Source organism: Pseudomonas fakonensis (genome assembly GCF_019139895.1).
Lineage (GTDB): Bacteria > Pseudomonadota > Gammaproteobacteria > Pseudomonadales > Pseudomonadaceae > Aquipseudomonas > Aquipseudomonas fakonensis.
On sequence record NZ_CP077076.1, the window covers coordinates 3,181,731 to 3,206,145 of the forward strand.

At 63.7% G+C, this 24,415-nt stretch carries 20 protein-coding genes; 9 read left to right on the plus strand and 11 right to left on the minus strand.

Annotation, left to right across the window (positions count from 1 at the left end; all coding sequences use genetic code 11):
- The first annotated feature begins 32 nt into the window (after positions 1–32).
- Together fapF and KSS94_RS14110 are read left to right on the plus strand one after the other, a co-directional pair.
- Positions 33–1,301 (plus strand): fibril amyloid transporter FapF, encoded by a 1,269-nt coding sequence (fapF, locus tag KSS94_RS14105; RefSeq protein ID WP_217838721.1) that lies wholly within the window; start codon positions 33–35, stop codon positions 1,299–1,301.
- A gap of 543 nt (positions 1,302–1,844) precedes the next feature.
- On the plus strand, positions 1,845–4,028 hold the full coding sequence (locus KSS94_RS14110) for an LTA synthase family protein (RefSeq protein ID WP_437180014.1): 2,184 nt from the start codon (positions 1,845–1,847) through the stop codon (positions 4,026–4,028).
- 52 nt (positions 4,029–4,080) lie between these two features.
- Here the strand turns inward: KSS94_RS14110 and KSS94_RS14115 are convergent, their stop codons facing one another.
- Entirely contained in the window at positions 4,081–4,602 is a 522-nt protein-coding gene (locus KSS94_RS14115; protein ID WP_217838723.1) for a GNAT family N-acetyltransferase, read from the minus strand.
- 79 nt (positions 4,603–4,681) lie between these two features.
- Between KSS94_RS14115 and KSS94_RS14120 the strand changes: the two genes are divergently transcribed.
- The 3 genes from KSS94_RS14120 (at position 4,682) to KSS94_RS14130 (ending at position 6,355) form a co-directional block, all read left to right on the plus strand.
- Positions 4,682–5,248, plus strand: a complete 567-nt coding sequence (locus KSS94_RS14120) for a helix-turn-helix domain-containing protein (protein WP_217838724.1) — start codon at positions 4,682–4,684, stop codon at positions 5,246–5,248.
- Positions 5,249–5,316: 68 nt separating this feature from the next.
- A complete protein-coding gene (locus tag KSS94_RS14125; protein ID WP_217838725.1) occupies positions 5,317–5,703 on the plus strand; it encodes a VOC family protein in 387 nt (128 codons plus the stop codon).
- Between the two features lie 85 nt (positions 5,704–5,788).
- Positions 5,789–6,355 (plus strand): hypothetical protein, encoded by a 567-nt coding sequence (locus tag KSS94_RS14130; protein ID WP_217838726.1) that lies wholly within the window; start codon positions 5,789–5,791, stop codon positions 6,353–6,355.
- 53 nt (positions 6,356–6,408) lie between these two features.
- Here KSS94_RS14130 and KSS94_RS14135 read toward each other — a convergent pair whose 3' ends face one another.
- From KSS94_RS14135 to KSS94_RS14145, 3 genes are all read right to left on the minus strand, one after another.
- Positions 6,409–8,085, minus strand: coding sequence for an MFS transporter (locus KSS94_RS14135; RefSeq protein ID WP_217838727.1), 1,677 nt, complete (start codon positions 8,083–8,085; stop codon positions 6,409–6,411).
- Between the two features lie 305 nt (positions 8,086–8,390).
- Positions 8,391–8,804 carry a VOC family protein gene (locus tag KSS94_RS14140; RefSeq protein ID WP_217838728.1) on the minus strand — a complete coding sequence of 138 codons (414 nt, stop codon included), beginning with the start codon at positions 8,802–8,804 and terminating at the stop codon, positions 8,391–8,393.
- A gap of 99 nt (positions 8,805–8,903) precedes the next feature.
- The gene (locus KSS94_RS14145) at positions 8,904–11,375 is read right to left on the minus strand and encodes a UvrD-helicase domain-containing protein (protein WP_217838729.1); all 2,472 of its coding nucleotides are present in this window, start codon (positions 11,373–11,375) and stop codon (positions 8,904–8,906) included.
- 221 nt (positions 11,376–11,596) lie between these two features.
- On the opposite strand from KSS94_RS14145, the gene KSS94_RS14150 reads away from it, so the two are divergent.
- On the plus strand, positions 11,597–12,295 hold the full coding sequence (locus KSS94_RS14150) for a pirin family protein (RefSeq protein ID WP_217838730.1): 699 nt from the start codon (positions 11,597–11,599) through the stop codon (positions 12,293–12,295).
- A 77-nt stretch (positions 12,296–12,372) separates the two neighbouring features.
- Here KSS94_RS14150 and KSS94_RS14155 read toward each other — a convergent pair whose 3' ends face one another.
- On the minus strand, positions 12,373–13,107 hold the full coding sequence (locus KSS94_RS14155; RefSeq protein ID WP_217838731.1) for a hypothetical protein: 735 nt from the start codon (positions 13,105–13,107) through the stop codon (positions 12,373–12,375).
- A gap of 245 nt (positions 13,108–13,352) precedes the next feature.
- Positions 13,353–14,144 (minus strand): histidinol-phosphatase, encoded by a 792-nt coding sequence (hisN, locus tag KSS94_RS14160; RefSeq protein WP_217838732.1) that lies wholly within the window; start codon positions 14,142–14,144, stop codon positions 13,353–13,355.
- A 115-nt stretch (positions 14,145–14,259) separates the two neighbouring features.
- Here hisN and KSS94_RS14165 point away from each other — a divergent pair, with 115 nt between their 5' ends.
- Entirely contained in the window at positions 14,260–15,315 is a 1,056-nt protein-coding gene (locus KSS94_RS14165; RefSeq protein ID WP_217838733.1) for a tetratricopeptide repeat protein, read from the plus strand.
- 25 nt (positions 15,316–15,340) lie between these two features.
- On the opposite strand, the gene KSS94_RS14170 is transcribed toward KSS94_RS14165, so the two are convergent.
- The 3 genes from KSS94_RS14170 to hppD all read right to left on the minus strand — a co-directional run bounded on the left by KSS94_RS14170 (position 15,341) and on the right by hppD (position 19,051).
- Positions 15,341–17,350, minus strand: coding sequence for an ATP-binding protein (locus KSS94_RS14170; protein ID WP_225935786.1), 2,010 nt, complete (start codon positions 17,348–17,350; stop codon positions 15,341–15,343).
- A 28-nt stretch (positions 17,351–17,378) separates the two neighbouring features.
- Positions 17,379–17,816: a nucleoside deaminase gene (locus KSS94_RS14175; RefSeq protein WP_217843599.1), complete on the minus strand. Its 438-nt coding sequence runs from the start codon at positions 17,814–17,816 to the stop codon at positions 17,379–17,381.
- 158 nt (positions 17,817–17,974) lie between these two features.
- The gene (gene hppD, locus KSS94_RS14180; protein ID WP_217838734.1) at positions 17,975–19,051 is read right to left on the minus strand and encodes a 4-hydroxyphenylpyruvate dioxygenase; all 1,077 of its coding nucleotides are present in this window, start codon (positions 19,049–19,051) and stop codon (positions 17,975–17,977) included.
- 312 nt (positions 19,052–19,363) lie between these two features.
- On the opposite strand from hppD, the gene KSS94_RS14185 reads away from it, so the two are divergent.
- Entirely contained in the window at positions 19,364–20,950 is a 1,587-nt protein-coding gene (locus KSS94_RS14185; protein WP_217838735.1) for an EAL domain-containing protein, read from the plus strand.
- Positions 20,951–20,978: 28 nt separating this feature from the next.
- Positions 20,979–21,866: an EamA family transporter RarD gene (gene rarD, locus KSS94_RS14190; protein WP_217838736.1), complete on the plus strand. Its 888-nt coding sequence runs from the start codon at positions 20,979–20,981 to the stop codon at positions 21,864–21,866.
- Here rarD and KSS94_RS14195 read toward each other — a convergent pair.
- Positions 21,829–23,400, minus strand: a complete 1,572-nt coding sequence (locus KSS94_RS14195; protein WP_217838737.1) for a TerC family protein — start codon at positions 23,398–23,400, stop codon at positions 21,829–21,831. The two genes, rarD and KSS94_RS14195, sit on opposite strands and share 38 nt — an antisense overlap.
- Before the next feature lie 394 nt (positions 23,401–23,794).
- Entirely contained in the window at positions 23,795–24,412 is a 618-nt protein-coding gene (locus tag KSS94_RS14200; protein ID WP_217838738.1) for a hypothetical protein, read from the minus strand.
- Between the last annotated feature and the right edge of the window lie 3 nt (positions 24,413–24,415).

The window sequence follows — 24,415 nt, forward strand, 5'->3', positions numbered from 1 at the left end:
ATTCTCTGAAGCCTGAAGGGACGGCTCCCCCCATGCATCGATCGTTTACGTTCAGAGCTGTAGTCTGCCTGGCCACCTTGGCGCCTGCCACGCTGTTGCAGGCCGCCGCCGACCCTCAGGTCGAGGCGCTCAAGCAGGAATTGCTGGCATTGAAGCAACGTTACGAAGCGCAGCAGAACGCGCTGATGGTGCTGGAACAGCGCCTGCGCCAGGTTGAAGAGGCCCCGCCCGCGCCGCAGCCCAAGCGCCTGGTCAAGTCGCCGGCCGAGCCCACCAGGGGTGGCCAGGTAGCTGCAGCCGGGTCCGGCAGCTCGTATGGGCAGTCGCTTAAAGACGACTCGGAACCGGCGCAGAGCGTGTCCAACCTGTACGACGAGGCCAGCGGCTTCTTTGGCGGCGGCAAGTTCAGTGTCGAGACCGGCCTCACCTACACCCATTACGACACCCGTGCCCTGGTGCTCAATGGCTTTCTGGCGCTGGATTCGATCTTCCTGGGTGATATCAACATCGACCGGATCAAGGCCGACAACTGGACCCTGGACCTGACCGCCCGCTACAACCTGGCGCAACGTTGGCAGTTCGATATAAACGTGCCGATTGTCTATCGCGATTCGACCTATTCATCCGGCGGGGCCGGCGGTTCTGGCCAGTCCGAATCCGAGGCCAGCGTGACCCGCGACCCGACCTTGGGCGACATCAACGTTGGCGTGGCCTACAAGTTCCTCGACGAGTCCGAGAGCCTGCCGGATGCGGTGTTCACCTTGCGGGTCAAGGCCCCGACCGGCAAGGACCCGTACGGCATCAAGCTGCGCGAGGTGGCTGGCAACGATAACCTGGCGGTGCCGGAGAGCCTGCCAACCGGCAACGGCGTGTGGTCGGTGACCCCAGGCATTTCGCTGGTCAAGACCTTCGACCCGGCGGTGCTGTTCGGCAGCCTGTCCTACACCTACAACATGCAGGACTCGTTCAGCGACATCAGCCCCGAGGCCGGCAGCAAGGTGCCGGGGGATGTGAAACTGGGGGATTCGTGGCAGATCGGCGGCGGGATTGCCTTTGCCCTGAACGAGAAGATGAGCATGTCGTTCTCGGTGACCGACCAGTTTGCCCGCAAGAGCAAGATCAGGCAGGACGGGGGGGATTGGCAGTCGATTACCAACAGCGACTACAACGCGGCCAACTTCAACATTGGGTTGACCTTTGCGGCGTCCGAGAACTTGACGATTGTGCCTAACCTGGCGATTGGGTTGACCGATGATGCGCCGGATTTTTCGTTTAGTTTGAAGTTCCCTTATTACTTCTGATTTGAGGGCTTGCGGGGGTTGCGTTTGGAGATGTATGCGCATTCGTTGACGATGGCGGCTTTTCGTCACCTTTCCGCCCTTAAAGCCATCCCTTTCAAGGTGTTGCTGTCAGGGCTGCCAAGTGCTCGCCGAGGGTTCGCGTCAGGGCCTCCAGGTGCTCGCCACAACCTTTGCAGCGCCTATCAGATCGAGCGCTGCAAGACTTGTGGCAAGCACCTGGCAGCCCTGACGCAAACACCTTGAAAGGGATGGCCCTTACGGCGGGTAACTTTTTGAGGGAGCAAGATCAACAGCCAGATCAAGAGCTGGGATAAGGGTTTGATTGTTGTTGATGTGTTGGTTTTTCTGGCCCTATCGCCGGCAAGCCGGCTCCTACAAGAGCCGGCTTGCCGGCGATTGCGATGCTGAGGCCATCGCAGGGCACGGCCCCCGGCGAATTTGGTAACCACCGTTGTCACGGACCGCGTAACTACCCGATGCCTGATATCATCGAGCACATTTGTGTGACAGCTTCATGGCAAAAGGAACGCTTACGTGAAACACATGCTCGGCCACCCCCGTGCCCGACTGGTCGCCCTGTGCACCCTGGTGCTGGCCATCCCCCTGGGCGCACGCGCCCTGCTCGGTTGGTCAGCGCCGCTCGGCTACCTCTCGGACCTTGCCGTCGGCAGCTTGCTGGTACTGCTGTTGCAACGCCGTGCCTGGTGGCTGGCACTGCCGCTGTTGCTCGCCTGGGGTGGGCTGTGGGTCGCTTCGGCGGAGCTGGTGAGTGCGGTGGGCCGCCTGCCCAACCCGTCCGACCTGCACTACCTGTTCGACCCGCAATTCATGGAAAACTCGACCGGTGGCGCCCTCTCCCACCCTTGGCTGCCAGGGCTGCTGGTCGCAGGCCTGGCAGCCTGGCTGGGCAGTTGCTGGCTCAGTCGCGGCCAGCGCCGGGCCGGGCTGTCGGGCAAGGCCTGGGCTTTGCCGCTGGTGCTGCTGGCAGCCCACTGGGGCAGCCAGCAGCTGGTGCCGTCTGACGCCGACCAGTGGCGCCAGTACAACTTGCCGCATCAACTGCTCAGCGCCGCCAGTGGCGAGCTGCAACACCGCGCCCAGGTTCTGGTCAGCGGTGAAGCCACGGTCAAGCCCTTGCCAACCGCCGGGCTGACCCAGGCCGACCTCGCCGGCCAGCGCCTGCTCAAGGGCGCCGGCAACGCCCGCAACCTGCTGCTGATCACCGTAGAAGGCATCCCCGGGGCCTATATCCGCGCCAACCGCCAGGCCCTGGGCAGCCGCTTCGACCAGGAGCTCATGCCGCGCCTCAGCCACTGGGCCGAGCGCGGCATGAACACCCCCGACTACGTGCTGCACACCCACCAGACCATCCGCGGCCTGTACGCCATGCTCTGCGGCGACTACGACAAGCTGGCCAACGGCACCCCCAAGGGCGTCGAGCTGCTCACACAAGATGTACGCAACCAGGCCTGCCTGCCGGCGCAATTGCGCCAGGCGGGGTTCACCACCCACTACCTGCAAGGCGCCGGGCTGCGCTTCATGGCCAAGGACCGCATCATGCCGCATATCGGCTTCGAGTCGGTGCACGGCCTCGAATGGTTCAACAATACAAACTACCTGGAATTCCCCTGGGGCAAGGACGATCGGGCCTTCTTCGAGGGTGCGCTGGGGTACGTGGGCGAGTTGCGCAAGCAGAAACAACCGTGGATGCTGACCCTGCTGACCGTGGGCACCCACCAGCCCTACTCGGCCCCCGACGAGTACCTGCAACGCTACGACACCGCCAAGCAGGCAGCGGTAGCCTACCTCGACGACGCCCTGGGCGATTTTCTCGACAACCTCGAACGCCAGGGCGTGCTCAAGGACACCCTGGTGGTGGTGACCTCGGATGAATCCCACGGCATCGACGGCGTCCGCCTGGCCTCGTCCTGGGGCTTCAACCTGACCCTGGCACCCGACCAGGCGCAATTGCCAACCCTCAAGCGCGGCACCTACGGCCATATCGACCTGGCCACCTCGCTGCTCGATTACTTCGCCCTGCCGATTCCCACCGCACTGGGCGGGCGCTCGCTGTACCGCGACTACGACAGCGGCCGCGAGATGATCTCGTTCACCAACGGCGTGCTGCGCTACCACGACGGCCAGGGCACCTTCAGCGAATGTGATTTCCAGCAACGCTGCCGGCGCTACGCCAGCGAGGGCTTTATCGCCGACCAGGCGCGCTACCTGGGGCGCGGCGACAGCAGCCTCGGCCCGCAGTTGAACTTGCTGGCCAACACCCTGGACCAATCGCTGCTGCAAACCCCGCTCAACCTGCGCTACCAGTTCGGCGGGCCATCACCGATTGCCTTGCATGAGCGCATCCGCGACGACTGGGCCGACAACCTGATCGGCGCCCAGTACCTGGAAATGCCAGAAGGTTCGCGCACCAAGGTGCGGGTCAAGGTGCGCGCCCTCGACCCGCAACACGAGGCCTATATCCGCCTCAAGGCCAAGCAGTTCGAGCAGGACGTGCAACTGGGCCTGCCTGACGAAGTGCTGGTGACCGCTGACCAACCCATGGAAATGGAGTTCGACTTCGACAACCCCTTCGAGCGCAAGGCGTTCTCCTTCCACCTGCTGGGCTACGGCGGTGGCGAGGTAGAAGTCAGCGACTTCAGCGTCATCACCGCGCTGCCCGGTGAAGAAGACAGCAGCGAAGAGCACCCCATCGCCCATTCAGGCTGATGCCAGGGTCGTCTCCGGCTCCATGTGGAGCCGGCAAAGGCTTGGCGCCTGTTCAGCCATCGCACGGCGCGGCCGGCCCTTCCAGCACCTTCTGATAAAACGCCAGGTCCAGCCATCGCCCGAACTTGAACGCCACCTCGCGAATAACCCCTGCCTCACTGAAGCCCAGCTTCTGGTGCAGGGCGATACTCACTTGGTTGGTCAGGTCGATGCCGCCGATCATCACATGCACCTCGCGCTGACGCGCCTCATCGATCAACGCTTCGAGCAATCGCCGCCCCAACCCCATGCCGCGACAGTCTGGGTGAATGTAGATCGAGTGCTCGACGCTGTACTTGTATGCCGGCCACGCCCGGAAGGTGCCGTAACTGGCAAAGCCCAGCAACGTGCCCGCATCGTCTTCCAGGCCCACCACGGGGAAATCGTTGCGCCGCTTGGTTTCGAACCACGGGCCCATGGCCTCGGGCGGGCGCGGCTGGTAGTCATAAAGCGCCGTGGAATGCAGGATGGCGTGATTGAATATCTCGAGAATCGCAGCAGCATGGCGCTGCTCGGTGCAGTGGATCAGGCGCATGGCAAAACATCTCTGGAGTGAATTTCCACTTTACGATACGATTCGTATCGCATGATAGACAAGCACCAGGAAGCTACCCGTGAACATCGAGCAACTGATCGCCTGCCGCCTCGCCGAACTGCGCACCTCGCAACGCCTGAGCCTGGCCCAGTTGGCCGAGCGCGCCGGCGTTGGCAAGGCAACCATCTCCAAGATCGAACGCCAGGACAGCAGCCCGACTGCTGCGATTCTCGGGCGGCTGGCCGCCGGCCTGGGCGTACCACTGAGCCAGCTGCTGGCCGAGGAGCAGCCAGCCACCGGCACGCTGCGCCGCCACGCTATGCAACCCACCTGGTGCGACCCTGCCACCGGCTATGTACGCCGCCAGGTGGCCGACGCAGACCCGGCCAGCGGCAACGAAATGGTCGAGATCGAACTGCCTGCGGGCGCTCGCGTCGATTACCCGCACTGGCAGGCCGGCAGCTATCGCCAGCGGCTTTGGCTGTTGCAGGGAACACTGCGTGTAACCCATGGCGACGAGCATCACCAGATGCACACCGGCGATCTGTTGGCGTTTGCCGTGGACCGCCCGCTCAGCTATCAAGCCGGCGCCGAGGGCCCATGCCGCTACCTGCTGAACATCCTGCACCTGCCGCGCCCGGTGTAGGACGAACAGAACGGCAGTCCGCCGCGGATGTGCTTTGCTTACAGCAAGCCCGTAACGGAGCACGCCCGATGAAGATCGTGATCACCAGCATTCTCGTCGACGACCAGGCCAAGGCCCTGGCCTTCTACCACCATGTGCTGGGCTTTCAGCCCAAACACGACATCGCCATGGGCAAGCACCGCTGGCTCACGCTCACCTCCCCCAACGACCCCAATGGCGTGGAACTGCTGCTCGAACCCGACGCCCACCCAGCTTCGAAAACCTACAAGGCTGCCCTCAAGCAGGACGGCATCCCAGCCACCTCGTTCGGTGTGCGCGACGTGCAGGCCGAATACACCCGGCTGTGCGCTGCGGGCGTGCATTTCACCCAGCCCCCCACCGACATGGGGCCGGTGACCGTAGCCGTTTTCGACGATACCTGCGGTAACCTCATCCAGATTGCCCAGCGCCACTGAACAGCGTCACCCACCCTGCAGACAGCCCAGCGCACCTGGGCTACATTGCCGACTTCCCCCAGCGCAGCCATAACAAGGAAAACCCATGCGCTACGAATTCAGTGAAGTCCTCAACGACCTGATCGACTACTTTCTGCTCGGCGACATCCAACTGCTGTACACCTTCAAACAGGAAAACGATCTGCCCGACGACCTCGCCCGCGCATTCACCACCGGCGACAGCGGCGACCAGGCCGTGCGCGAAGGCGTGGTGCTGCCGCTGGCCGGCATCGACAACCTGCCCTACCGCATCCTGTTCACCCTCGACGGCCGCACACCGGCGCTGCTCGAACCTGGCAGCCGGCTCAAGCACCGCCGTGACGGTTACCGGCTGCGGGTCGAAAACCGCGCGCTGATGCTGTTCACCTGGCGCATCCTGCAGCATTTCACCAACAAGACCCTGGGCGACCTGATGGCCCGCTATCAGGAGCCGGGGCGGCCGATCATCGAGCTGGACAATGGCTGGTACGAAGTTGAGGTACTGGCCGGCGCCCTGGTGCGTGAGGGGTTGTACGAGCCAGCGTTCGAATTCGTGCTGAAGAAGACCTGGCAGCAGCAAGGGGCCCAAGCAGACCTAGGGTACCGGTACACGTTGCGCGGTTACTTCGACTGACATCTGTCGCGGGCAAGCCCGCTGCCACGGGCCCCCGCGATACGTTTACCGGTTCAGGCGATGTCGCGATCCTTGGTTTCGGGCAGGAAGAAGATCCCCAGCACAGCAGTCATCACCGCGATCACGATCGGGTACCACAGCCCGTAGTAAATATCGCCAGTAGCCGCCACCATGGCGAACGCCACGGTGGGCAGGAAGCCACCGAACCAGCCGTTGCCGATGTGGTACGGCAGCGACATGGAGGTGTAGCGGATGCGCGCCGGGAACAACTCCACCAGCCAGGCAGCAATCGGGCCGTAGACCATGGTCACGTAGAGCACCAGAATGCTCAGCAACAGCAACACCATCGGGTAGTGGATCTTCGCAGGGTCAGCCTTTTCCGGGTAGCCCGCCTCTTTCAGTGCCGTGCCCAGGGTGGCGGTGAAGGCATCGCTCTGCGCCTTGAAGTCCGCCGCCGCCAGGCTGCTGCCATCGAAGCTTTGCAGTACCCGCTCGCCAATGCGCACCTGGGCCACGCTGCCGGGTTCGGCGGCCTGGTTCTCGTAAGGGATGGCGCGCTTGGCCAGCAGGCTCTTGGCGATGTCGCAGGAGCTGGTAAAACGCGCCTTGCCCACCGGGTCGAACTGGAATGCGCACTGCCCGGGGTCGGCAACCACCACTACCGGGTTTTGCTCCTGGGCGACGAACACGTCAGGGTTGCCGTACTCGGTCAGCCCCTTGAAGATCGGAAAGTAGGTCAGCGCCGCGAGGATGCAGCCGGCCATGATGATCGGCTTGCGACCGATCCGGTCGGACAGGCTGCCGAACAGGATGAAGAACGGCGTGCCGATGATCAGCGACCCGGCAATCAGCAGGTTGGCGGTTTGCGGGTCGATCTTGAGCATCTGCAGCAGGAAGAACAGCGCATAGAACTGCCCGGTGTACCACACCACTGCCTGGCCGGCGGTGCCGCCGAGCAGCGACATGATCACCACCTTGAGGTTGTCCCAACGGGCGAACGACTCGGTCAGCGGCGCCTTGGACGCCTTGCCTTCGGCCTTCATCTTCATGAACACCGGCGACTCGTTGAGCTGCATGCGGATATACACCGAAATGGCCAGCAGCAGAATCGACAGCAGGAACGGTATACGCCAGCCCCAGGCTTCAAAGGCCTCGGTGCCCATGGCGGTACGGCAGGCAAGGATCACCAGCAGCGACAGAAACAGGCCCAGTGTGGCGGTGGTCTGGATCCACGCCGTGAAGAACCCGCGTCGCCCCTTGGGCGCATGCTCGGCCACGTAGGTGGCAGCACCGCCGTACTCCCCGCCCAAAGCCAGGCCCTGCAGCAAGCGCAAGGTGATCAGAATGACCGGCGCCGCCACGCCAATGGCGGCGTAGCTGGGCAGCATACCCACCACCGCGGTGGACAGGCCCATGATCACGATGGTGATGAGGAAGGTGTACTTGCGCCCGATCATGTCACCCAGGCGGCCGAACACGATGGCGCCGAACGGCCGTACGGCAAAGCCTGCGGCAAATGCCAGCAAGGCGAAGATGAAGGCAGTGGTTTCATTGACCCCGGCGAAGAAGTGCTTGGCGATGATCGCCGCCAACGAGCCGTAGAGGTAGAAGTCGTACCATTCGAACACAGTACCCAGCGAGGAGGCGAAAATGACCTTGCGCTCCTCCTTGCTGATGCCGCGTTGGGGCGCGCTACTGCCCGTGGATGCGCTGCTGTCGAGGACCGCCATGGGTCGCCTCCGTCATGGTAATGGACCGGAGTGCCCCAGGCGAATCCATATGCACGCACCCAGCCCGAGGGCTTTCAGGTTGCGGCGAAACACGGCGAGGCCAGGCCTCGGATCGCGGCAAGGTAACAAAAAGCATAATCGGCTTTGCCGGGATAGCCAGTGAGCCGTGGCCTTGCGCTGAACGCCTGCAGGAGCAGGCTTGCCGGCGATGAGGCCGGGCCTTTAATCCCTGTATACGGGCCACTGGCCCTATCGCCGGCAAGCCGGTTCCTACAGGGGCTCCTGCTGAGCCAGGAAACGCACCATCAAGCCAACGGCGGCCCTTTGAGCTCGACCCGGTTGCCGTCAGGGTCCAAGCAATACACTGACAGCCCTTCACCGTCGGCACCATAACGTTGCTCGGCAGGCTCCACTTGCACCCCGGCAGCTTGCAGGTGAGCACGCAAAGCGGGCTCGTCGAACGGCTCGATCCGCAGGCACAGGTGGTCGAGGTTGTGGCCCTCGCGGCCAGGTGCGGCGCCGCCCTTGCGCCCCAGGGGCCCTTCTATCGCCACCAGGTCGATGAGGCTGCTGCCGGCAGCGAGGTGCACCATGCCCAGGTCTTCGCGGCGCCGGTCGAGTGGGCAGCCGAGTACATCGCCATAAAACTTCATGCTGCGCGCCAGGTCACGGACGCGCAGCACGAGGTGGTCGATATGCAGGATGCAGAAATCAGGCACAGCGCTACTCCTGGCTTGAGTTCCCCTGCACCATAGCAGAATGACGAGGACGTGCTGTACCTGGAACTGACCGAGCCCCAGGACAGCGACGACTGGCCGCTACTGCCCGCGCAGGTCTTCGAAGAAGGCCTGCCGCCCCTGCACCAGGCCCGATGCGCGCGGCAGGTTCGCAGCCTCGCCGTTAGGCCTTTCCACATGCCAGTAGCAGTGCCGGATGGCCCGGGTCACACCCACATAAGCCAGGCGCTGCACCTCTTCTTTCTGCGCCGTGTCGAACGCCTGGGCATCGCCCGGCTTGCCCAGGCCGGCCAGCCGATACACCTGGTTCTTATAGGGCGAGCTGGTCAGGTACTGACAGTCGCCGAGCATGAACACCGCATCGGCCTGCAGGCCCTTGGCGCTGTGATAGGTCAGTTGCTTGAGCCTGCGCCGGCTTGGCGGCAAGCTAGAATCAGCCTTAACAACATCAACTAAATGCTTTTCTATCAATGACTTATCGATACTTTTTCGAAATAACATCAAGACTGTTTCACCCTGCTGATAATGCTCGATCAGCGTTTGCGCCAAGGCTGCCTCGTCACGCTCGAACACCCGCACCGGTGCCAACGGCAGCTCGGCCGCATGGCCGCAGGCCTTGGCCTTCTTGCCGGTGATCGCTGGCGTGCCTTTGACCAGGTGCTCGGCGGCATCGATGATGTGCTGCTGGCTACGGTAGTTATCCACCAGCATTACCCGGGTATTGGCCGGCGACGGGAACGCCTTGGTGAACTCCATGAAGAACTTCGGCGAACTGCCCCGCCAGCCATAGATCGACTGCCAGTCATCGCCCACGCACATCAGCGAGGAGTGCTGCGCGCCTCGCCCGGTATGCAGCGTCGTGCCGCGGCGGCGAATTTCGGCGAGGCTCGCCCGCAGCCAGCTGACGATCTGCGGCGAGACATCCTGAAACTCGTCGATCATCAGGTGCGCCAGCGGGCGCAACAGCGGGTCGGGCAGCAGTTTCAGGTTCTCCGGGTTGTTCTCGCCGAACAGGGCGAACATGCGGTTGTAGGTCATCACCGGTGGCGACTGGGCCAGCAATTGTGCCTCGAAGGCCTTCCAGAACAGCGCCAGGGCCTCGAAGAACGGGCCGTCACTGTCGCCGGGCGGGAAGCTCATGGCCGCCACGGCGCTACCCACTTCCAGCCCGAGGTTTTCGATGAAGCTTGCGGCGGTGACGAAGGCATCGAGCAGCGGCGCAGCAGCCAGTTCGCCCTTGACCCTGTATTCAAACCCGGGGCCGGCCACGGCATCGCCCGCCAAGGCAGCGGCAAGGCGTTTTGCAGAAGAGTAATTATCTAGCCATATCAATGGTTTATCGCAGAAAGCTTGAAGCAAGGTGCGCTTTACCGCCCATTCTGCCCGCACCGTGAGCTTGGCGCCGGGGCGCTGGCACTGGCTGCTTTCGGCAGGGTCGAAACCCAGTACCACCCAGGCACCCGACCCTGCCAGCCGCCCCTGCACATGGAAGCGGCTGCCGCGGATCTGCACCGTATCGCGGCAAGGTTCGATACCCTTGATCGGCCAGGCCCCGGCGGCGTACCACAGGTCCTCGATCACATCGCACAGCTCTTCGTCACGCTGGGCGGCCAGCTGGGTCACCTGCACGCGCTTTTGCACATCAGGGTGATCGGGGTCCAGGGGCTTGAGCAGTAAGGCCTCCTGGCGCAACTCGCCAATCAACGTGGCGAAACGCGGGCTGTCGTTCATCAGGTCGCGGTAGCACAGGTTGAGCTGCTGGCGCTGGGCGTCGTTCAGGCGCAGGTCGAACGGGTTGCTGTCGACAGCCGCCTCGCTTCCGGCTGGCAGCTCATTGCCGAGGGTTTCGAATGCACGCACCTGGCTGAAGCCCGGCAGGCTGCGCACCAGTGGCAAAATGCGCGAATGGAAGGTGCGCACCAGCTCGCGGCCCTGGGACGGCGACAACTCCAGTTGCCACTGGGCAAACACCTGCAGCAGGCGCTGGATGAAGTCCTTGCGCGACTCGCGGGTGAAGGTCACCACGGTCATCGCGTCGAGTTCGTAGCCCAGGTAATGGCGCAGCAGCAGAATGCGCAGTACCAACGACGTGGACTTGCCGGCGCCGGCCCCTGCGACCACGCAGGTGGACGGCGTGTCGCTGAAGATCAGCTTCCACTGCGCAGCACTTGGCTGTGCGTCGCCAGGCAGGCGCTGGGCGACATCAGCCTTGAAGCGCTTTTTCAGCTCTGCCGTGAGCGGCAGGCGCCAGTCGTCGAACAGTTTGTCGTCCTGGCCGGGCACCGCCGCACTGTCAGGGCGCAGGTCACGAATCACCAACACCTGGCGGCCAGCTTCATAGCCGTCCACCCGCCCGCGCTCGTAGCCCTCCTGCAGGCCATCGGCATGGCCGTTGCGCTGGCCTGTGGCATGGCCCAGGAACCAACTGTCACGGTGCTGTGCCTGCAAGCGGCTCAGGCCACGCCCCAGCAGGCGCGCAGCAAGGCGGCGCAACCAGGGCAACTGGGCAGGCGGGGTCAGGTCGGCCGGGGCCTGGGGATGCTCGTGAGGCACGGTCACTCCATTGAAAATTCAAACAGCAGCCATGTTCGCCTCATCCGCCATAAAGTGCCAGCGAATGCTTTTGTATCAGTGCATTAGCCGATGAACCGCATCCATTACCGCACCATAAACAATCTATTAAATTGATATTTATAAGTCGATATTTACGCTTTTTTTCGATCTTTAACACCCGCATCATGACGCCATCACCACCCCTTCAGAGGCGCATCATCATGCTGCATCTTCGGCCCTTCGAAAGCCTTGGCCATGCCAACCACGGCTGGCTCGACGCCCATCACCACTTCTCGTTCGCCGAGTACTACGACCCGGCGCGCATGCACTGGGGCAACCTGCGGGTCTGGAACGACGACCTGATTGCCGCCGGCAGTGGCTTCCCGCCGCACCCGCACCGCGACATGGAAATCATCACCTACGTTCGTGAGGGCGCCATCACCCACCAGGACAGCCTGGGCAACAAGGGCCGTACTGAAGCGGGCGATGTGCAGGTGATGAGCGCAGGCAGCGGTATCGTGCACAGCGAGTACAACCTTGAGAAGGTCGATACGCGCATCTTCCAGATCTGGATCGTCCCGGAAAAAGTCGGTGACGCGCCCTCCTGGGGCACCCGGCCGTTCCCCAAAGGTGAGCGCGGTGAAGGCTTCGTGACCCTGGCCAGCGGCCGTGCAGGCGATGAAGACAGCTTGCAGATCCGTACCGATGCGCGCCTCGTGGCTGCCACCCTGAAAGCCGGGGAAAGCGCCGAGTACCGTTTCGATGCGGGCCGGCGCGGCTACCTGGTGCCGGCCAAGGGGCTGGTCGAGGTCAACGGCCTGCAAGCCAAGGCGCGTGACGGCGTGGCCATCGAGCAGGAAAGCCTGATCAAGGTCACCGCGCTGCAAGACACCGAAATCGTGCTGGTTGATGTGGCTTGATGCAGTACCTCGCGGGGCAAGTCCGCCCCCACGCAGCCCGAATCAAGGGGCGTGGGAGCGGGCTTGCCCCGCGACGCTCATTGCACCGGCAGGAAATTCATCAGCAGCAGGCTCTGCGCATAGTTGAGCCCGATTCGCCGGTAGCGCTCGTCGAGCATCTGCGCCAGCAGGTCCAGGCGCGCGACGATCTTGCCGAATTCCACGGCAAAGCTCAGGTTGCTGCCCTGCTCGGAAATCTCGTTGGAAAACAGCAGCAGCACGCCATTGGCGTCCTGGCGCTGGCTAAGCATCCAGGTGGCCTTCTCGATATTGCGCGCGGCGTTGTTGATGAACAGCGGGTCGAGGGTATCGGTCATGTAGAACTCGGCGCGCCCGCCATGGGCGGTGACCAGCATGCTGCCGATGGCATAGATGAAAGCCCCCACCCGGTCGCCCTTGAACTCAGGGTCCAAGGCGTAGCTCAATGCCGCCAGGTCGCGCCGGTCGCCCAATTGCGGCAAGCTCTGGCGCTGCTCGATGGCGATGCGGATCTGCCGCGCAGCGGTGGTGGCGTCGAGGTAGCCGGAGCGCTGCCACTGGCTGGGGTTGCGCAGGTACAGCTTGTTCATCAGCAGGTACAGGCTTTGCAGGTTGTCGCGCATGGCCAGCGTGGCCATGCGGTCGACACTGGTCTGGAACAGCTCGTCGGGCTTGCCGTTGCGAAACTGCTCGAGCATGTCGCTGCCCTGCTGCTGGGTGCAGGCGCCAAGGCACGTCAGGACGCCTGTCAGCAGCAGGTGTGCGGGGTGGGATGCGAGTTGTCTTGCGGCCATCGGCACCGGTACATGTCAGCGGCCCTGCCGGGGGTCGGCGCAGCCCAACTCTGCATAGAACACGGAATCGGCAAAAAGTGCGGTGGTCGCAGGCAAACAAGCGAAACGCTTCACCTTTCGAATGCCCCTCTGTAGGAGCCAGCTTGCCGGCGATGGGGTCGAGCCGGCAAACCACAGGCCAAGCCTTGTACCGAGGCCACAGGCCCAATCGCCGGCAAGCCGGCTCCTACAGGGGGGGGGAAGCCTTACATCGCGTGACGCAGCATCTGCACCAGCTGCGCATGCAGCGCCGGGTCGCCGCAAGCCACCACACAGCCGCCGTTCTGCGCCGAGCTGCCATCCCAGGCAGTGATCACGCCGCCCGCCCCTTCGATGATCGGCATCAGTGCCTGCACGTCATACGGCTGCAGGCTGGCCTCGACGATCACATCGACAAAGCCCGAGGCCAGCATGCAGTAGGCGTAGCAATCACCGCCATAACGCATCAGCCGAGCCTTGCCGGCGACATCCTGGAAAGCTGCCTTGCGTGCCTCGGTATCGAACATGTCCGGCGTGGTGCACATCAGGGTGGCGCTAGCCAGGTCGGCGCAGGCCCGGGTCTTCAGCGGCGCGCCACTGCGCCAGGCGCCCTCGGGGGTACCGACGAAGCGCTCGCCGGTGAACGGCTGGTTCATCACACCGATGCGCGGGCGCTCACCGTCGTTCAGGGCAATCAGCGTCCCCCACAGCGGCAGGCCGGTAATGAACGCGCGGGTACCGTCGATGGGGTCAAGCACCCAGGTCAGCGGGCTGCTGCCAACCGCAACACCCTGCTCTTCGCCAAGAATGCCGTGCTCGGGGTAACGGGCCTGGATCAACGCACGCATGGCGTCTTCGGCAGCCTTGTCGGCCACGGTCACCGGGTCATACAGGCGCCCGCCCTTGTCTTGCACCTCCAGCGCGGCGCGAAAATACGGTTGGATGGCTGCCGCCGCAGCATCGGCCAGCTCTTCGGCAAAGGCGCGGAATTCGCCAATCTGTTCAGCGCTCAGGGACATGATGCAGGCCTCGTTGCTTGAGAAAGGGCCAGCATCATACCCGACGCGGCGCAGACCGTTGCATTTGCCGCCCGCCTGTCCCAAGCTCTGCCCTTCCCCTGCCACGGACTGCACGATGCCCAGACGCCGCCTACTGCTGATCGCCTTGTCACTGCTGATCCTGGTGCCCGGCGTGCTCGGCTACCTGTGGCGCACCCCGCAGCCCGCAGCGCCGGTGTTGCCACCCCACAGCTACGCCAAGGCCCTGCGCCAGGCCCACGACGGCCAGCCCGGCGCGGCGCGGGTGCTGTACCAGCAGTTGCAACGCAGCGACCTGCCGCCGATTCGCCGCGCGGCGCTGTATGCCGAACTGCCCAGCTACCCTTCGCCCCAGGCCCTCAAGCTGGCCCGCCAGGACCTCGAGCATGACGACCCCATCGTGCGCCGGGCGGCCATCAACAGCATTGCGCGCCTGCTGCCGGCTGCCCAGCGCAGCCTGGTGCTGGGGCCATTGCTCGAAGACGACGAGCAAAGCGTGCGCTTTGCTATAGTGGACGCCCTGCTGGGGTTGGACCCGGATGACATCGGCCTGTATTTCGGCCCGCTGCAGGAAGCACTGGAGCAATACCAGCAAACCCTCGAGCAGCAACCTGACGATGCCGCCGCACAGGTGCACCTGGCGCGACTGTACATGCACGAGCAGGCCTACGCTCAAGCCTCTGCGGCCCTGGAGCGCAGCCTGGCACTGGCCCCCGAAGGCCTGGATGCGCTTGCAACCCAGGTACGCCTGTTGGAGCGCCAGGGCCAGCACGACGCTTCCCGCCAGGTACTGGCCAAGGCCCTGGCCCTGCGCCCGGACTCGGCGTTTCTGCAATACCAGCTGGGCCTCTGGCTGAGCCGCCACGAGCAGCACGAATACGCCCTGCTGGCGCTGTCGCGCGCCGTCGAGCTGGAACCGGACAACAGCGACTACCGCTACACCCTGGCCGTCACCCTGCACCGCCTGGAGCAGGTCCAGGCCGCCCAGCAGCAACTGGAGACCCTGCTCAACCGGCAGCCGGCCAACCGCCGGGCGCGGGTGCTGCTGATCCAGTACTGGAAGGAGACCGGCCAATTGCAGAATGTGCAGATACTGCTGGCCGAGCTTGAGCAGCAAAACCCCGATGACCCGGTGTTGCAGCAAGGCCTGTAAACAGGGTTGAAAGTTGGGCCGAGGCTCAATCGCGCAGCATGTGCTGCACCTGCCGGTTGAGCGTTTCCAGCGAAAACGGCTTGCGTAGCAAGGCCGTGCCAGGCTGATCGAGCAGCGCCTGCTCGATGGGTTCTCCGGTAAAGCCGGTGATGAACAAAATCTTCTGCGCCGGCTCGATCATCCGCAACGCCCTGGCCACCTGGCTGCCGCTGAAACCACCAGGCAACCCGATATCCGTGATCACCAGCTCGAACGGGCCAGCGTTGCGGAACTGCCCCAGCGCGGCATTGGCGTCACTGACGTCGTCCACCACATAGCCACGCTCCACCAAAGCCTCTTTCATCAGCCCGCGCAGGTTCACCTCATCGTCCACCAACAGCAGCCGCTCGCCCCTGGCGGGTTTCGGGTCGGTCGTAAAGTCTGCCTGCTCCGGCAGAACCCCTTGATAACGGGGAAACATCATCACCACCCGCGCCCCCTGGTCAATTTGCGACTCGATCCACATCTGCCCGCCTGACTGGCAGACGAACCCGTGCACCATCGGTAAACCAAGCCCGGCGCCCTGGCCCAGAGCCTTGGTGGTAAAAAACGGCTCGAAAGCGTGGGCCAGGTCCTCGGCCGACATGCCGTGGCCATCATCCTCCAGCTGGATCGTCACATAGTCACCGGCTGGCAGGCCTGGCCGTGCTTCGCTGGCGACGGTCATACGCTCGTTCAAGGTTCGGATCGACAGCTTGCCGCGCCCCTGGCAAGCCTCCCGGGCGTTGGCGCAAAGTTGCAGCACGGCAGTACGCAACCGCTCCGGGTCCAGTTGCACTGGCCACGGCGAGATGTCGAGCTCCCAACTCAGCAGCATCTCGCTGCCCAAGGTCTGTTGCATGGCGGGTTGTGCTTCGCGCATCAGCCGGTTGACGTCCAATGCACTTGGCGAAAGCGGTTGGCTGCGGGCAAAAGCCAGCAAGTTGTGGGTAAGGCCAATGGCGCGCTCGGCACATTCGCGAGCCATTGCCACGTAGCTCTCCAGGCTTTCTATGCGCCCTTGCAGCAGGCGCCGCTCCAGCAACTCGAGGCTGCTGCCAACACCGCTCAACACGTTGTTCATTTCATGGGCCAGCCCGCCCGCCACCTTGACCACCGAGTCCATGCGGCGACTTTCGCGTAACGCCGCTTCGGCAAGGCGCTGCGCGGCATTGCGGGTTTCGGTGAGTTCCCGGCCGACCAGTGTCGGCATGGCCTGGCCAGGTATGGTGTACCAGGAAAACCAGAGGTAATAGCCATCAGCATGTCGCGCACGGGCCTCGAAGGTGGAGGCGACATCGCCGTTCTGCAACGCAGCAAGCGCCAGCACAGCCTCGGTGCGCTCGCCCGGGTGCAGCAGCTCCGGCAACGACACTTCGGGCCGCCGATCGTCACTCCAGCCCAGCGTGCGCTGCCAGGCAGGGTTGCTCAGGTGCACATGCTGTTCGGCATCGAGCACCACCATCACATCGGGTGAAAATTGCCAGGTGTGCTCGCTGTCTGCCAGGTAAGTGCCCAACTGCGCTTCGAATGACTGGGCGCGTTCTTGCCACTCGCGCAGCGCCTCGGCATTGGCCGAGGCGGCGATCATGGTGTGCAGGAAGCCTGCGACCGCCCCATGGTCGTCGCGAATCGGTGAGTAGTAACAATTGAAGCGTGCTTCCGCGCCACCCCTCTGCCGCCCCGCCGGCAATGGCACGTCCTCCACCAATCCCCCGCACCCTTCAAGTGCCTGGAACACTGCCGCCCCCATGCTTTCCCAGGCGTCCTCCCAGAGGTCGTGAAAACTGCAACCTTGCCGGGCAACGACCGGGTAGGAGTCGTTCAGGATCACGCTCAGTTCCGGCCCCCACACCAGCGCACAGGGGAAAGGCGACAGATGCAACATGTCGACGGCAATGCGCAATGTCGCAGGCCAGTGGGATAGCGGCCCGAGCGCAGTGCGACTCCAGTCGGTGGCGGCGATACTGGCGCTCAGCGCAGGCACGCTGCCAGGCTCCGGTGCCAGCTGGATCATATTGATCGCACTCGCCGGATCCTGCCTGTCAGTGGCCAATATCTTCATTCCACAGTTGCGGTTGCGCCGCGATGAACTTCTGCATCAGATCCTTGCAGGTGGCGTCGTCATGCACCTGTAGCTGCACGCCCCGATCGCGCAGCAGCTTTTCTTCGCCCATGAAGGTCGAGTGCTCGCCAATCACTACATGGCGAATGCCATACAGCAGGATCGCGCCGCTGCACATGGCACAGGGCGACAGGGTGGTATAGAGGGTGGCTTCACGGTACACGCTGGCGGGCAGGCGGCCGGCGTTTTCCAGGGCGTCCATTTCGCCATGCAGGATGGCGCTGGCGTTCTGTACCCGGCGGTTGTGGCCACGCCCGATGATCTTGCCGTCATGCACCAGCACCGAACCGATCGGTATGCCGCCTTCCTTGAGCCCCAGACGCGCTTCGTCGATGGCGGCCTGCATGAATACGTCGATAGCCTTTTCCATGGGTACGCGTTCCTTGACGAGGCAGGTTTTCGGCAGCCTAGCACATCGCTCGGCAGCCATGGGGCTGATAGCAGCACGGGGCAAGCCCGCCCCCACTCAGCGTGGAAGCGGGCTTGCCCCGCGATTGGCCGTGGCGGTGAGGCGGGTCAATCGGTGCTCAGCACCCCACGGCGGACCTGGTCACGTTCGATCGACTCGAACAATGCCTTGAAGTTGCCCTCGCCAAAGCCATCGTCGCCCTTGCGCTGGATGAACTCGAAGAACACCGGGCCGAGCAAGGTTTCCGAGAAAATCTGCAGCAGCAGGCGCTTGTCGCTGGAGTCCGATGCGCCATCGAGCAGGATACCGCGGGACTGCAGTTGGTCCACTGGCTCGCCATGGCCTGGCAGGCGTTCTTCGAGCATTTCGTAGTAGGTCTGCGGCGGCGCGGTCATGAAGCGCATGCCCAGGCCCTTGAGCGCGTCCCAGGTCTTGAGCAGGTCGTCGGTGAGGAAGGCCACGTGCTGGATGCCTTCGCCATTGAACTGCATCAGGAACTCTTCGATCTGCCCGGCGCCCTTGGACGACTCTTCATTGAGCGGGATGCGGATCATGCCATCGGGGGCGGTCATGGCCTTGGAGGTAAGGCCGGTGTACTCACCCTTGATGTCGAAGTAGCGGATTTCGCGGAAGTTGAACAGCTTCTCGTAGAAGCCGGCCCAGTAGGCCATGCGCCCGCGGTACACGTTGTGGGTCAGGTGGTCGATGATCTTCAGGCCCGCGCCGACCGGGTTGCGGTCTACGCCTTCGATGAACTTGAAGTCGATATCGTAGATCGAGCTGCCCTCTTCATAGCGGTCGATCAGGTACAGCGGTGCGCCGCCAATACCCTTGATCGCCGGCAGGCGCAGCTCCATCGGGCCGGTCTCGATTTCAACCGGCTGGGCGCCCAGTTCCAGGGCGCGGGCGTAAGCCTCGTGGCTGTTGCGCACACGGAAGGCCATGCCACATACCGACGGGCCATGCTCGGCGGCAAAGTACGAGGCCATGCTGTTGCGTTCGTTGTTCAAAATCAGGTTGATGCCGCCCTGGCGATACAGGTGCACATCCTTGGAGCGGTGCGTGGCCACCTTGGTGAAGCCCAGTATCTGGAACACCGGCTCCAGCACGCCAGGGGTCGGCGAGGCGAGCTCGATGAATTCGAAGCCTTCAAGGCCCATCGGGTTTTCGAAGATATCTGCCATGTTCGTGTCCTCATCTACAGCGCAAAAAAACGGTTATCGGGTGCTTGCGATGCCGAGTTGCAGAGGGGGCGAACAGGGGATGCCGCGCACGCTGCGGGCGAGGTAGTCACCAATGATCAGCTTGAAGCCATGGTTTGTCATAGCGACCCATTCCAGGCGGGCTTGGCCCCCGGTATTGGAAGGCCTTATTGTTGTATTCGTAACCGGATTCTACATTGCGTAAACATAATTGTCGCCAACAAGTTAGCGGCCTTGCCCGACAAACGGCTATCCTGTGCATCAGTCCCCGCTTGCCACAAGGTCCACCCTGCCATGCCGTTTACCGCCCGCCGCCCTGCCCGCTGGAGCTGGCGTACCCTGTTGCCCTGGGCCGTGGCAGTGCTGCCGCTGCTATGCGGCCTGGCGGTGATGCGCTGGCAGACCGAACACGAACTGCAAGCCAGCAGCCGCGCCACGGCAACCGAAGTGTCGGAGCATATCGAGACGATACTCGCCAGCCTGTCGGCTGCCGCCAACCAGTTATTGCCCAAGGCCGGCCAGCCCTGCGCCGAGGTGCAACTGGCACTGCGGGTGGAAGTCACCCGCAATGCCTTCGTCCGCTCCACCAACCTGTTCGACCACGACAACCTCTATTGTTCTTCACTGTTCGGCGACTTCGACGAGCCGGTGCAGGTGAATGACTACACCGACGGCCAACTGTGGCTGATGGACGGCAACTCGGTCACCCCGGGCCAGGCATTGCTGGTGTACCGCGCAAGCCAGGGCTCGCGCGGGGCAATCACCACGGTGGACGGGCGTCACCTGCAAAGTGCCCTGCGCCTGATCGGCAAGGGTGAAGCACTGCAGATTCAGGTGGGCAAGCACTGGATGGGCGAAGACGGCGTGGTCCGCGACGGCACACCACCGGTGGCGGCCAACGCACCGGTGAGCGTAGCCTCCAGCCGCTACCCGTTCAGCGTGCACAGCGGATACCCGGCCGACAAAGTCGGCGCGGTGCTGCGCGCCCGTTACCCGGCCCTTTTGAGCCTGCTGTTGCTGCTTGGCGCCTTTGCCGGGGCGGTGTGCCACTGGCAGATCCGCCGGGCCAACTCGCCGCGGGCCGAGCTCGATCGGGCGTTGCAGGCCAATGAGTTCCTGCCCTACTTCCAGCCGGTGGTGCGCAAGGGCGACTACCGCTGGGCCGGCGTGGAAGTGCTGATGCGCTGGCGCCACCCCAGCGAAGGGCTGGTGCGCCCCGACCTGTTCATCCCCTACGCCGAACACAGCGGGCAGATCGTCGCCATGACCCGGGCGCTGATGCTGAACACCGCCCAAGGCCTGGCGCCCCACGCGGCGTTGCTGGAAGACGGCTTTCACGTTGGCATCAACATCACCGCCGACCACTGCCGCGACCTCGGCCTGCTCGACGACTGCCAGGCCTTCCTTGCGCACTTCCCGCCCGGGCGCGTGGTACTTACCCTCGAGCTGACCGAGCGCAAGCTGATCGAGCCCACACCGGTAACCCTGGAGCTGTTCGAAAAACTCAACGCCATGGGCGTGATGATCGCCCTGGACGACTTTGGTACCGGCCAGTCCAGCCTCAACTACCTGCGCCAGTTCAAGATCGACTACCTGAAGATCGACCAGAGTTTCGTCGCCATGATCGGCGGTGACGCGCTGTCGCAGCACATCCTGGACAGCATCATCGAGCTGTCGGGCAAACTGGCGCTGGGTATCGTCGCCGAGGGCGTGGAAACCGAGGTGCAGCGCGATTACCTGGCCCGCCACGGCGTGGGCTTCCAGCAAGGCTACCTGTTCGCAAGGCCCATGCCCCTGGCCGAGCTGCTGCTGGCACTCGCCTCGCGCCCTGGCAGCCCGCGGTTGCCGCAGGCCGCGGCCCCTGAGATCATGCGCGGCTGATCCACCCTTCCCCGTTTTCGAGGCATTCGTGTCAAAAGGTATTTTGTCGTCGGTCATGGCGTCCTGTCTGTTCGCCGTGATGTATTACTACACCTCCTTCCTCACCCCGCTGGACGGCGAGGAAATCTTCGGTTGGCGCACCCTGCTGACGCTGCCCTGCCTGACCTTGTTCATGCTGGTGTCCAAGGACTGGAAACGCGTCGGTGAACTGCTAGGGCGCGTGCGCCAGGCGCCCGCCCTGCTGCTGGGGATGGTCGGTACCTCCTGGTTGATGGGGGTGCAGCTGTGGCTGTTTCTGTGGGCGCCGCTGCATGGGCGCAGCCTGGAAGTGTCGATGGGCTACTTCCTGCTGCCGCTGACCATGGTGCTGACCGGGCGGCTGGTGTATGGCGAGCGCTTGTCGCGCCTGCAAACGCTGGCAGTGGCCTGTGCGGCCATCGGCGTGGGCCACGAGCTGTACCAGCACGGCAGTTTCGCCTGGGAAACCCTGCTGGTGATGATCGGCTACCCGATCTACTTCGTGCTGCGCCGGCGCTGCCGCACCGACCACCTGGGTGGCCTGTGGTGCGACATGTGCCTGCTGCTGCCCTGGGCGCTGTACTTCGTCATCCAGGGCCCGCTGTCAGCGGCGGACCTGGCCGAGCACCCGGGGCTTTACGGGTTGATCCCGCTGCTCGGGGCGATCAGCGCCTGCGCCCTGATCGCCTATGTGCTGGCCAGCCGCATGCTGCCGTTCAGCCTGTTCGGTTTGCTCAGCTACGTCGAGCCCGTACTGCTGGTGGCCGTGTCGTTGCTGCTGGGCGAAACCATCGGCCCCGACCAGTGGCTGACCTACCTGCCGATCTGGGCCGCGGTGCTGGTGCTGATCCTCGAAGGCATCAAGCACCTGCTGCGTCAGCGTCGGCGCCCGGTGTAAGGCGCACCTGGCGCACCCGGCGCTCCTCAACCGCCACCACGGTCATGCTCCAGCCGTTCCAGGCCAAGTGGTCACCGACCACCGGCAGACGGTCCAGCAGGCTCATCACCAGGCCCGCGAGGGTCTGGTAGTCCTCGGTGGCACGGGCGGCGAAACCGGTACGGGCCTGCACCTGGGCCAGGTTCAAAGCGCCGCTGACGACGAAACCACCGTCCTCCTCGACCACACCGGGGCCCTCCACCTCGCTGGCGTCGGGCAGTTCGCCGGCGATCGACTCCAGAATGTCGGTCATGGTCAGCACGCCGGTGAAGTCACCGAACTCGTTGACCACGAAGGCAATGTGGGTCGACTGCCCGCGCATCTGCTCCAGGGCGTTGAGAATGCTGAAGCTCTCCAGCAGGTTCAGCGGTGCCCGGGCCAGGGTTTCCAGGTCGGGCTGGCTGCCGGCCAGCAGTTCCTTGAGCATCTCCTTCTTGTGCACGAAGCCCAGCGGTTCTTCGCTATGGCCGTCACGCAGCAGCGGCAGGCGCGAGTAAGGCGAGTTGACCAGCACCTGGGTGATGGCCTCGGCCGGTTGCGACAGGTCGATCACATCGACTTCGGCGCGCGCGGTCATCACCGTGCGAATCGGCCGCTCGGCCAGGTTCAGCACGCCGCTGATCATCACCCGCTCGCGGCGGTCGAATACCACCTGCTCCTCACTCCCTTCAACCAGGTCGGCAATCTCTTCGCCCACCTCGTCGGCCTCCAGCCGGCGCCCGCCCAGCAGGCGCAATACGGCATGGGCAGTGCGCTCACGCAAAGGCCGGTGCTGCTGCACGCTGCGCTTGCGACGAGCACGGGCCAGCTGGTTGAACAGCTCGATCAGCAGCGAGAAGCCAATGGCCGCGTACAGATAGCCTTTGGGGATATGGAAGCCCAGGCCTTCGGCGGTCAGGCTGAAGCCGATCATCATCAGGAAGCCCAGGCACAGCATGATGACCGTGGGGTGTTCGTTGACGAAACGGGTCAGCGGCTTACTGGCGACGATCATGATACCGATCGAGAAGATCACCGCGATCATCATCACCGACAAGTGCTCGACCATACCTACGGCCGTGATCACCGCGTCCAGCGAGAACACGGCGTCCAGTACCACGATTTGCGCCACGATCGGCCAGAACGCCGAATGGCGTACCGCGCCGGACGACTGCGCCACATGGCCTTCCAGCCGTTCGTGCAGCTCCATGGTGGCCTTGAACAGCAGGAACACACCACCGAACAGCATGATCAGGTCACGGCCCGAGAAGCTCTTGCCGAACACCTCGAACAGCGGTGCGGTCAGGGTGACCATCCACGAGATACTGGCCAACAGGCCCAGGCGCATGATCAGCGCCAGCGACAGGCCGATCACCCGCGCACGGTCACGCTGATGGGGCGGCAGTTTGTCAGCGAGGATGGCGATGAACACCAGGTTGTCGATACCCAGCACCAGCTCGAGGACGATAAGCGTCAGCAGGCCCAGCCAGGCCGTGGGGTCGGCTAGCCATTCCATTAGCGGGTACTCACAAGGGACGCGTCACGAAGACGGGGGAAGGAAGGCCGGGAAGGCCAAGGACTGGGGGGCTCCGCGAAGGTGCTCATAGATACCTGGATCGAAAAAAGGGAATGAGATCCTACAATCGAAGCAGGTTTTTCTTACAGCGCGAAACTATTACAAAACCTGTAACAGGTACGCCGGGGCATTTTTGTTCAATACCCGAAGCCCATCGGACCGCCATGCTGGCGCCCGCTTCAACCGCACAAGCAGCGCCCCTTGAGCCTGCCGGAGCCCCGCTGGCTGTTCAGCCGGGGCTGGCGGGGTTGTTGGTGCTCAGTGCGGGGTGCCTGGTGCTGGCGCCCTGAGGGGCTTTCGGTGTCGGCGCCAGCGATTGCAGATTGCATAGGTATCAAGCACGTGCCACCCAGTACTCCCCGCCTACCAGCGCACCCGCACCTCCCTGGCGCCAAAGTTCGAACCAGCTTGAGAAATCAAGATCCAGATCGATCAACGGCTGCCCGATGTACCACGCCAACGGGTAGCTGGCGGCGATGCCATACCAGGCTTCGAACAGCGCACACTCCAGTTCGTCCTCAACGTTCTGCCCCTCCTGCACGCAATCGCCAATCACATCCATGGCCACCCCATCAAGCAAGCCAATGGGATTGAGTGCCTCCAATTGCGCAAGCGGCTTGTGCAGCACCTTCGCATGACGGGCACAACCGGCCAGATGCTGCTCACCAATGCTATCGAAGAACCGTGCCAGCTCATTCAACCAACGGCCAGCAGCATCCGCCAACTGCTCGTCCGTGCCGCTGCTGCCAGGTTGCAGGTAGGCGCCGGTCAACCGGCCGGCCTCCAGTACGTGCAAGGTACGGGCGGTCAATGCGTCCGCCTCGGACAACCCGGCGTAAATCTGGGTCAGCTCCGCCAGTGTGCCATGGTCCTTGAACAAGCCCAGGAAGCGGGACTTGTCAAAATGGGCGCGCCCCTCGCGAAAAGCGCACCACTCTTCCAGTAATGTCATGGG

Bases quoted from the DNA above. Each gene is read 5' to 3' on its own strand.
- KSS94_RS14130 (WP_217838726.1), top strand. From the start codon at position 5,789: ATGCGCTACGAATTCAGTGAAGTCCTCAACGACCTGATCGACTACTTT.
- KSS94_RS14125 (WP_217838725.1), top strand. From the start codon at position 5,317: ATGAAGATCGTGATCACCAGCATTCTCGTCGACGACCAGGCCAAGGCC.
- KSS94_RS14115 (WP_217838723.1), bottom strand. From the start codon at position 4,602: ATGCGCCTGATCCACTGCACCGAGCAGCGCCATGCTGCTGCGATTCTC.
- fapF (WP_217838721.1), top strand. From the start codon at position 33: ATGCATCGATCGTTTACGTTCAGAGCTGTAGTCTGCCTGGCCACCTTG.
- KSS94_RS14165 (WP_217838733.1), top strand. From the start codon at position 14,260: ATGCCCAGACGCCGCCTACTGCTGATCGCCTTGTCACTGCTGATCCTG.
- hisN (WP_217838732.1), bottom strand. From the start codon at position 14,144: ATGTCCCTGAGCGCTGAACAGATTGGCGAATTCCGCGCCTTTGCCGAA.
- KSS94_RS14185 (WP_217838735.1), top strand. From the start codon at position 19,364: ATGCCGTTTACCGCCCGCCGCCCTGCCCGCTGGAGCTGGCGTACCCTG.
- KSS94_RS14135 (WP_217838727.1), bottom strand. From the start codon at position 8,085: ATGGCGGTCCTCGACAGCAGCGCATCCACGGGCAGTAGCGCGCCCCAA.
- hppD (WP_217838734.1), bottom strand. From the start codon at position 19,051: ATGGCAGATATCTTCGAAAACCCGATGGGCCTTGAAGGCTTCGAATTC.
- KSS94_RS14170 (WP_225935786.1), bottom strand. From the start codon at position 17,350: ATGATCCAGCTGGCACCGGAGCCTGGCAGCGTGCCTGCGCTGAGCGCC.
- KSS94_RS14150 (WP_217838730.1), top strand. From the start codon at position 11,597: ATGCTGCATCTTCGGCCCTTCGAAAGCCTTGGCCATGCCAACCACGGC.
- KSS94_RS14195 (WP_217838737.1), bottom strand. From the start codon at position 23,400: ATGGAATGGCTAGCCGACCCCACGGCCTGGCTGGGCCTGCTGACGCTT.
- KSS94_RS14110 (WP_437180014.1), top strand. From the start codon at position 1,845: ATGCTCGGCCACCCCCGTGCCCGACTGGTCGCCCTGTGCACCCTGGTG.
- KSS94_RS14200 (WP_217838738.1), bottom strand. From the start codon at position 24,412: ATGACATTACTGGAAGAGTGGTGCGCTTTTCGCGAGGGGCGCGCCCAT.
- KSS94_RS14155 (WP_217838731.1), bottom strand. From the start codon at position 13,107: ATGGCCGCAAGACAACTCGCATCCCACCCCGCACACCTGCTGCTGACA.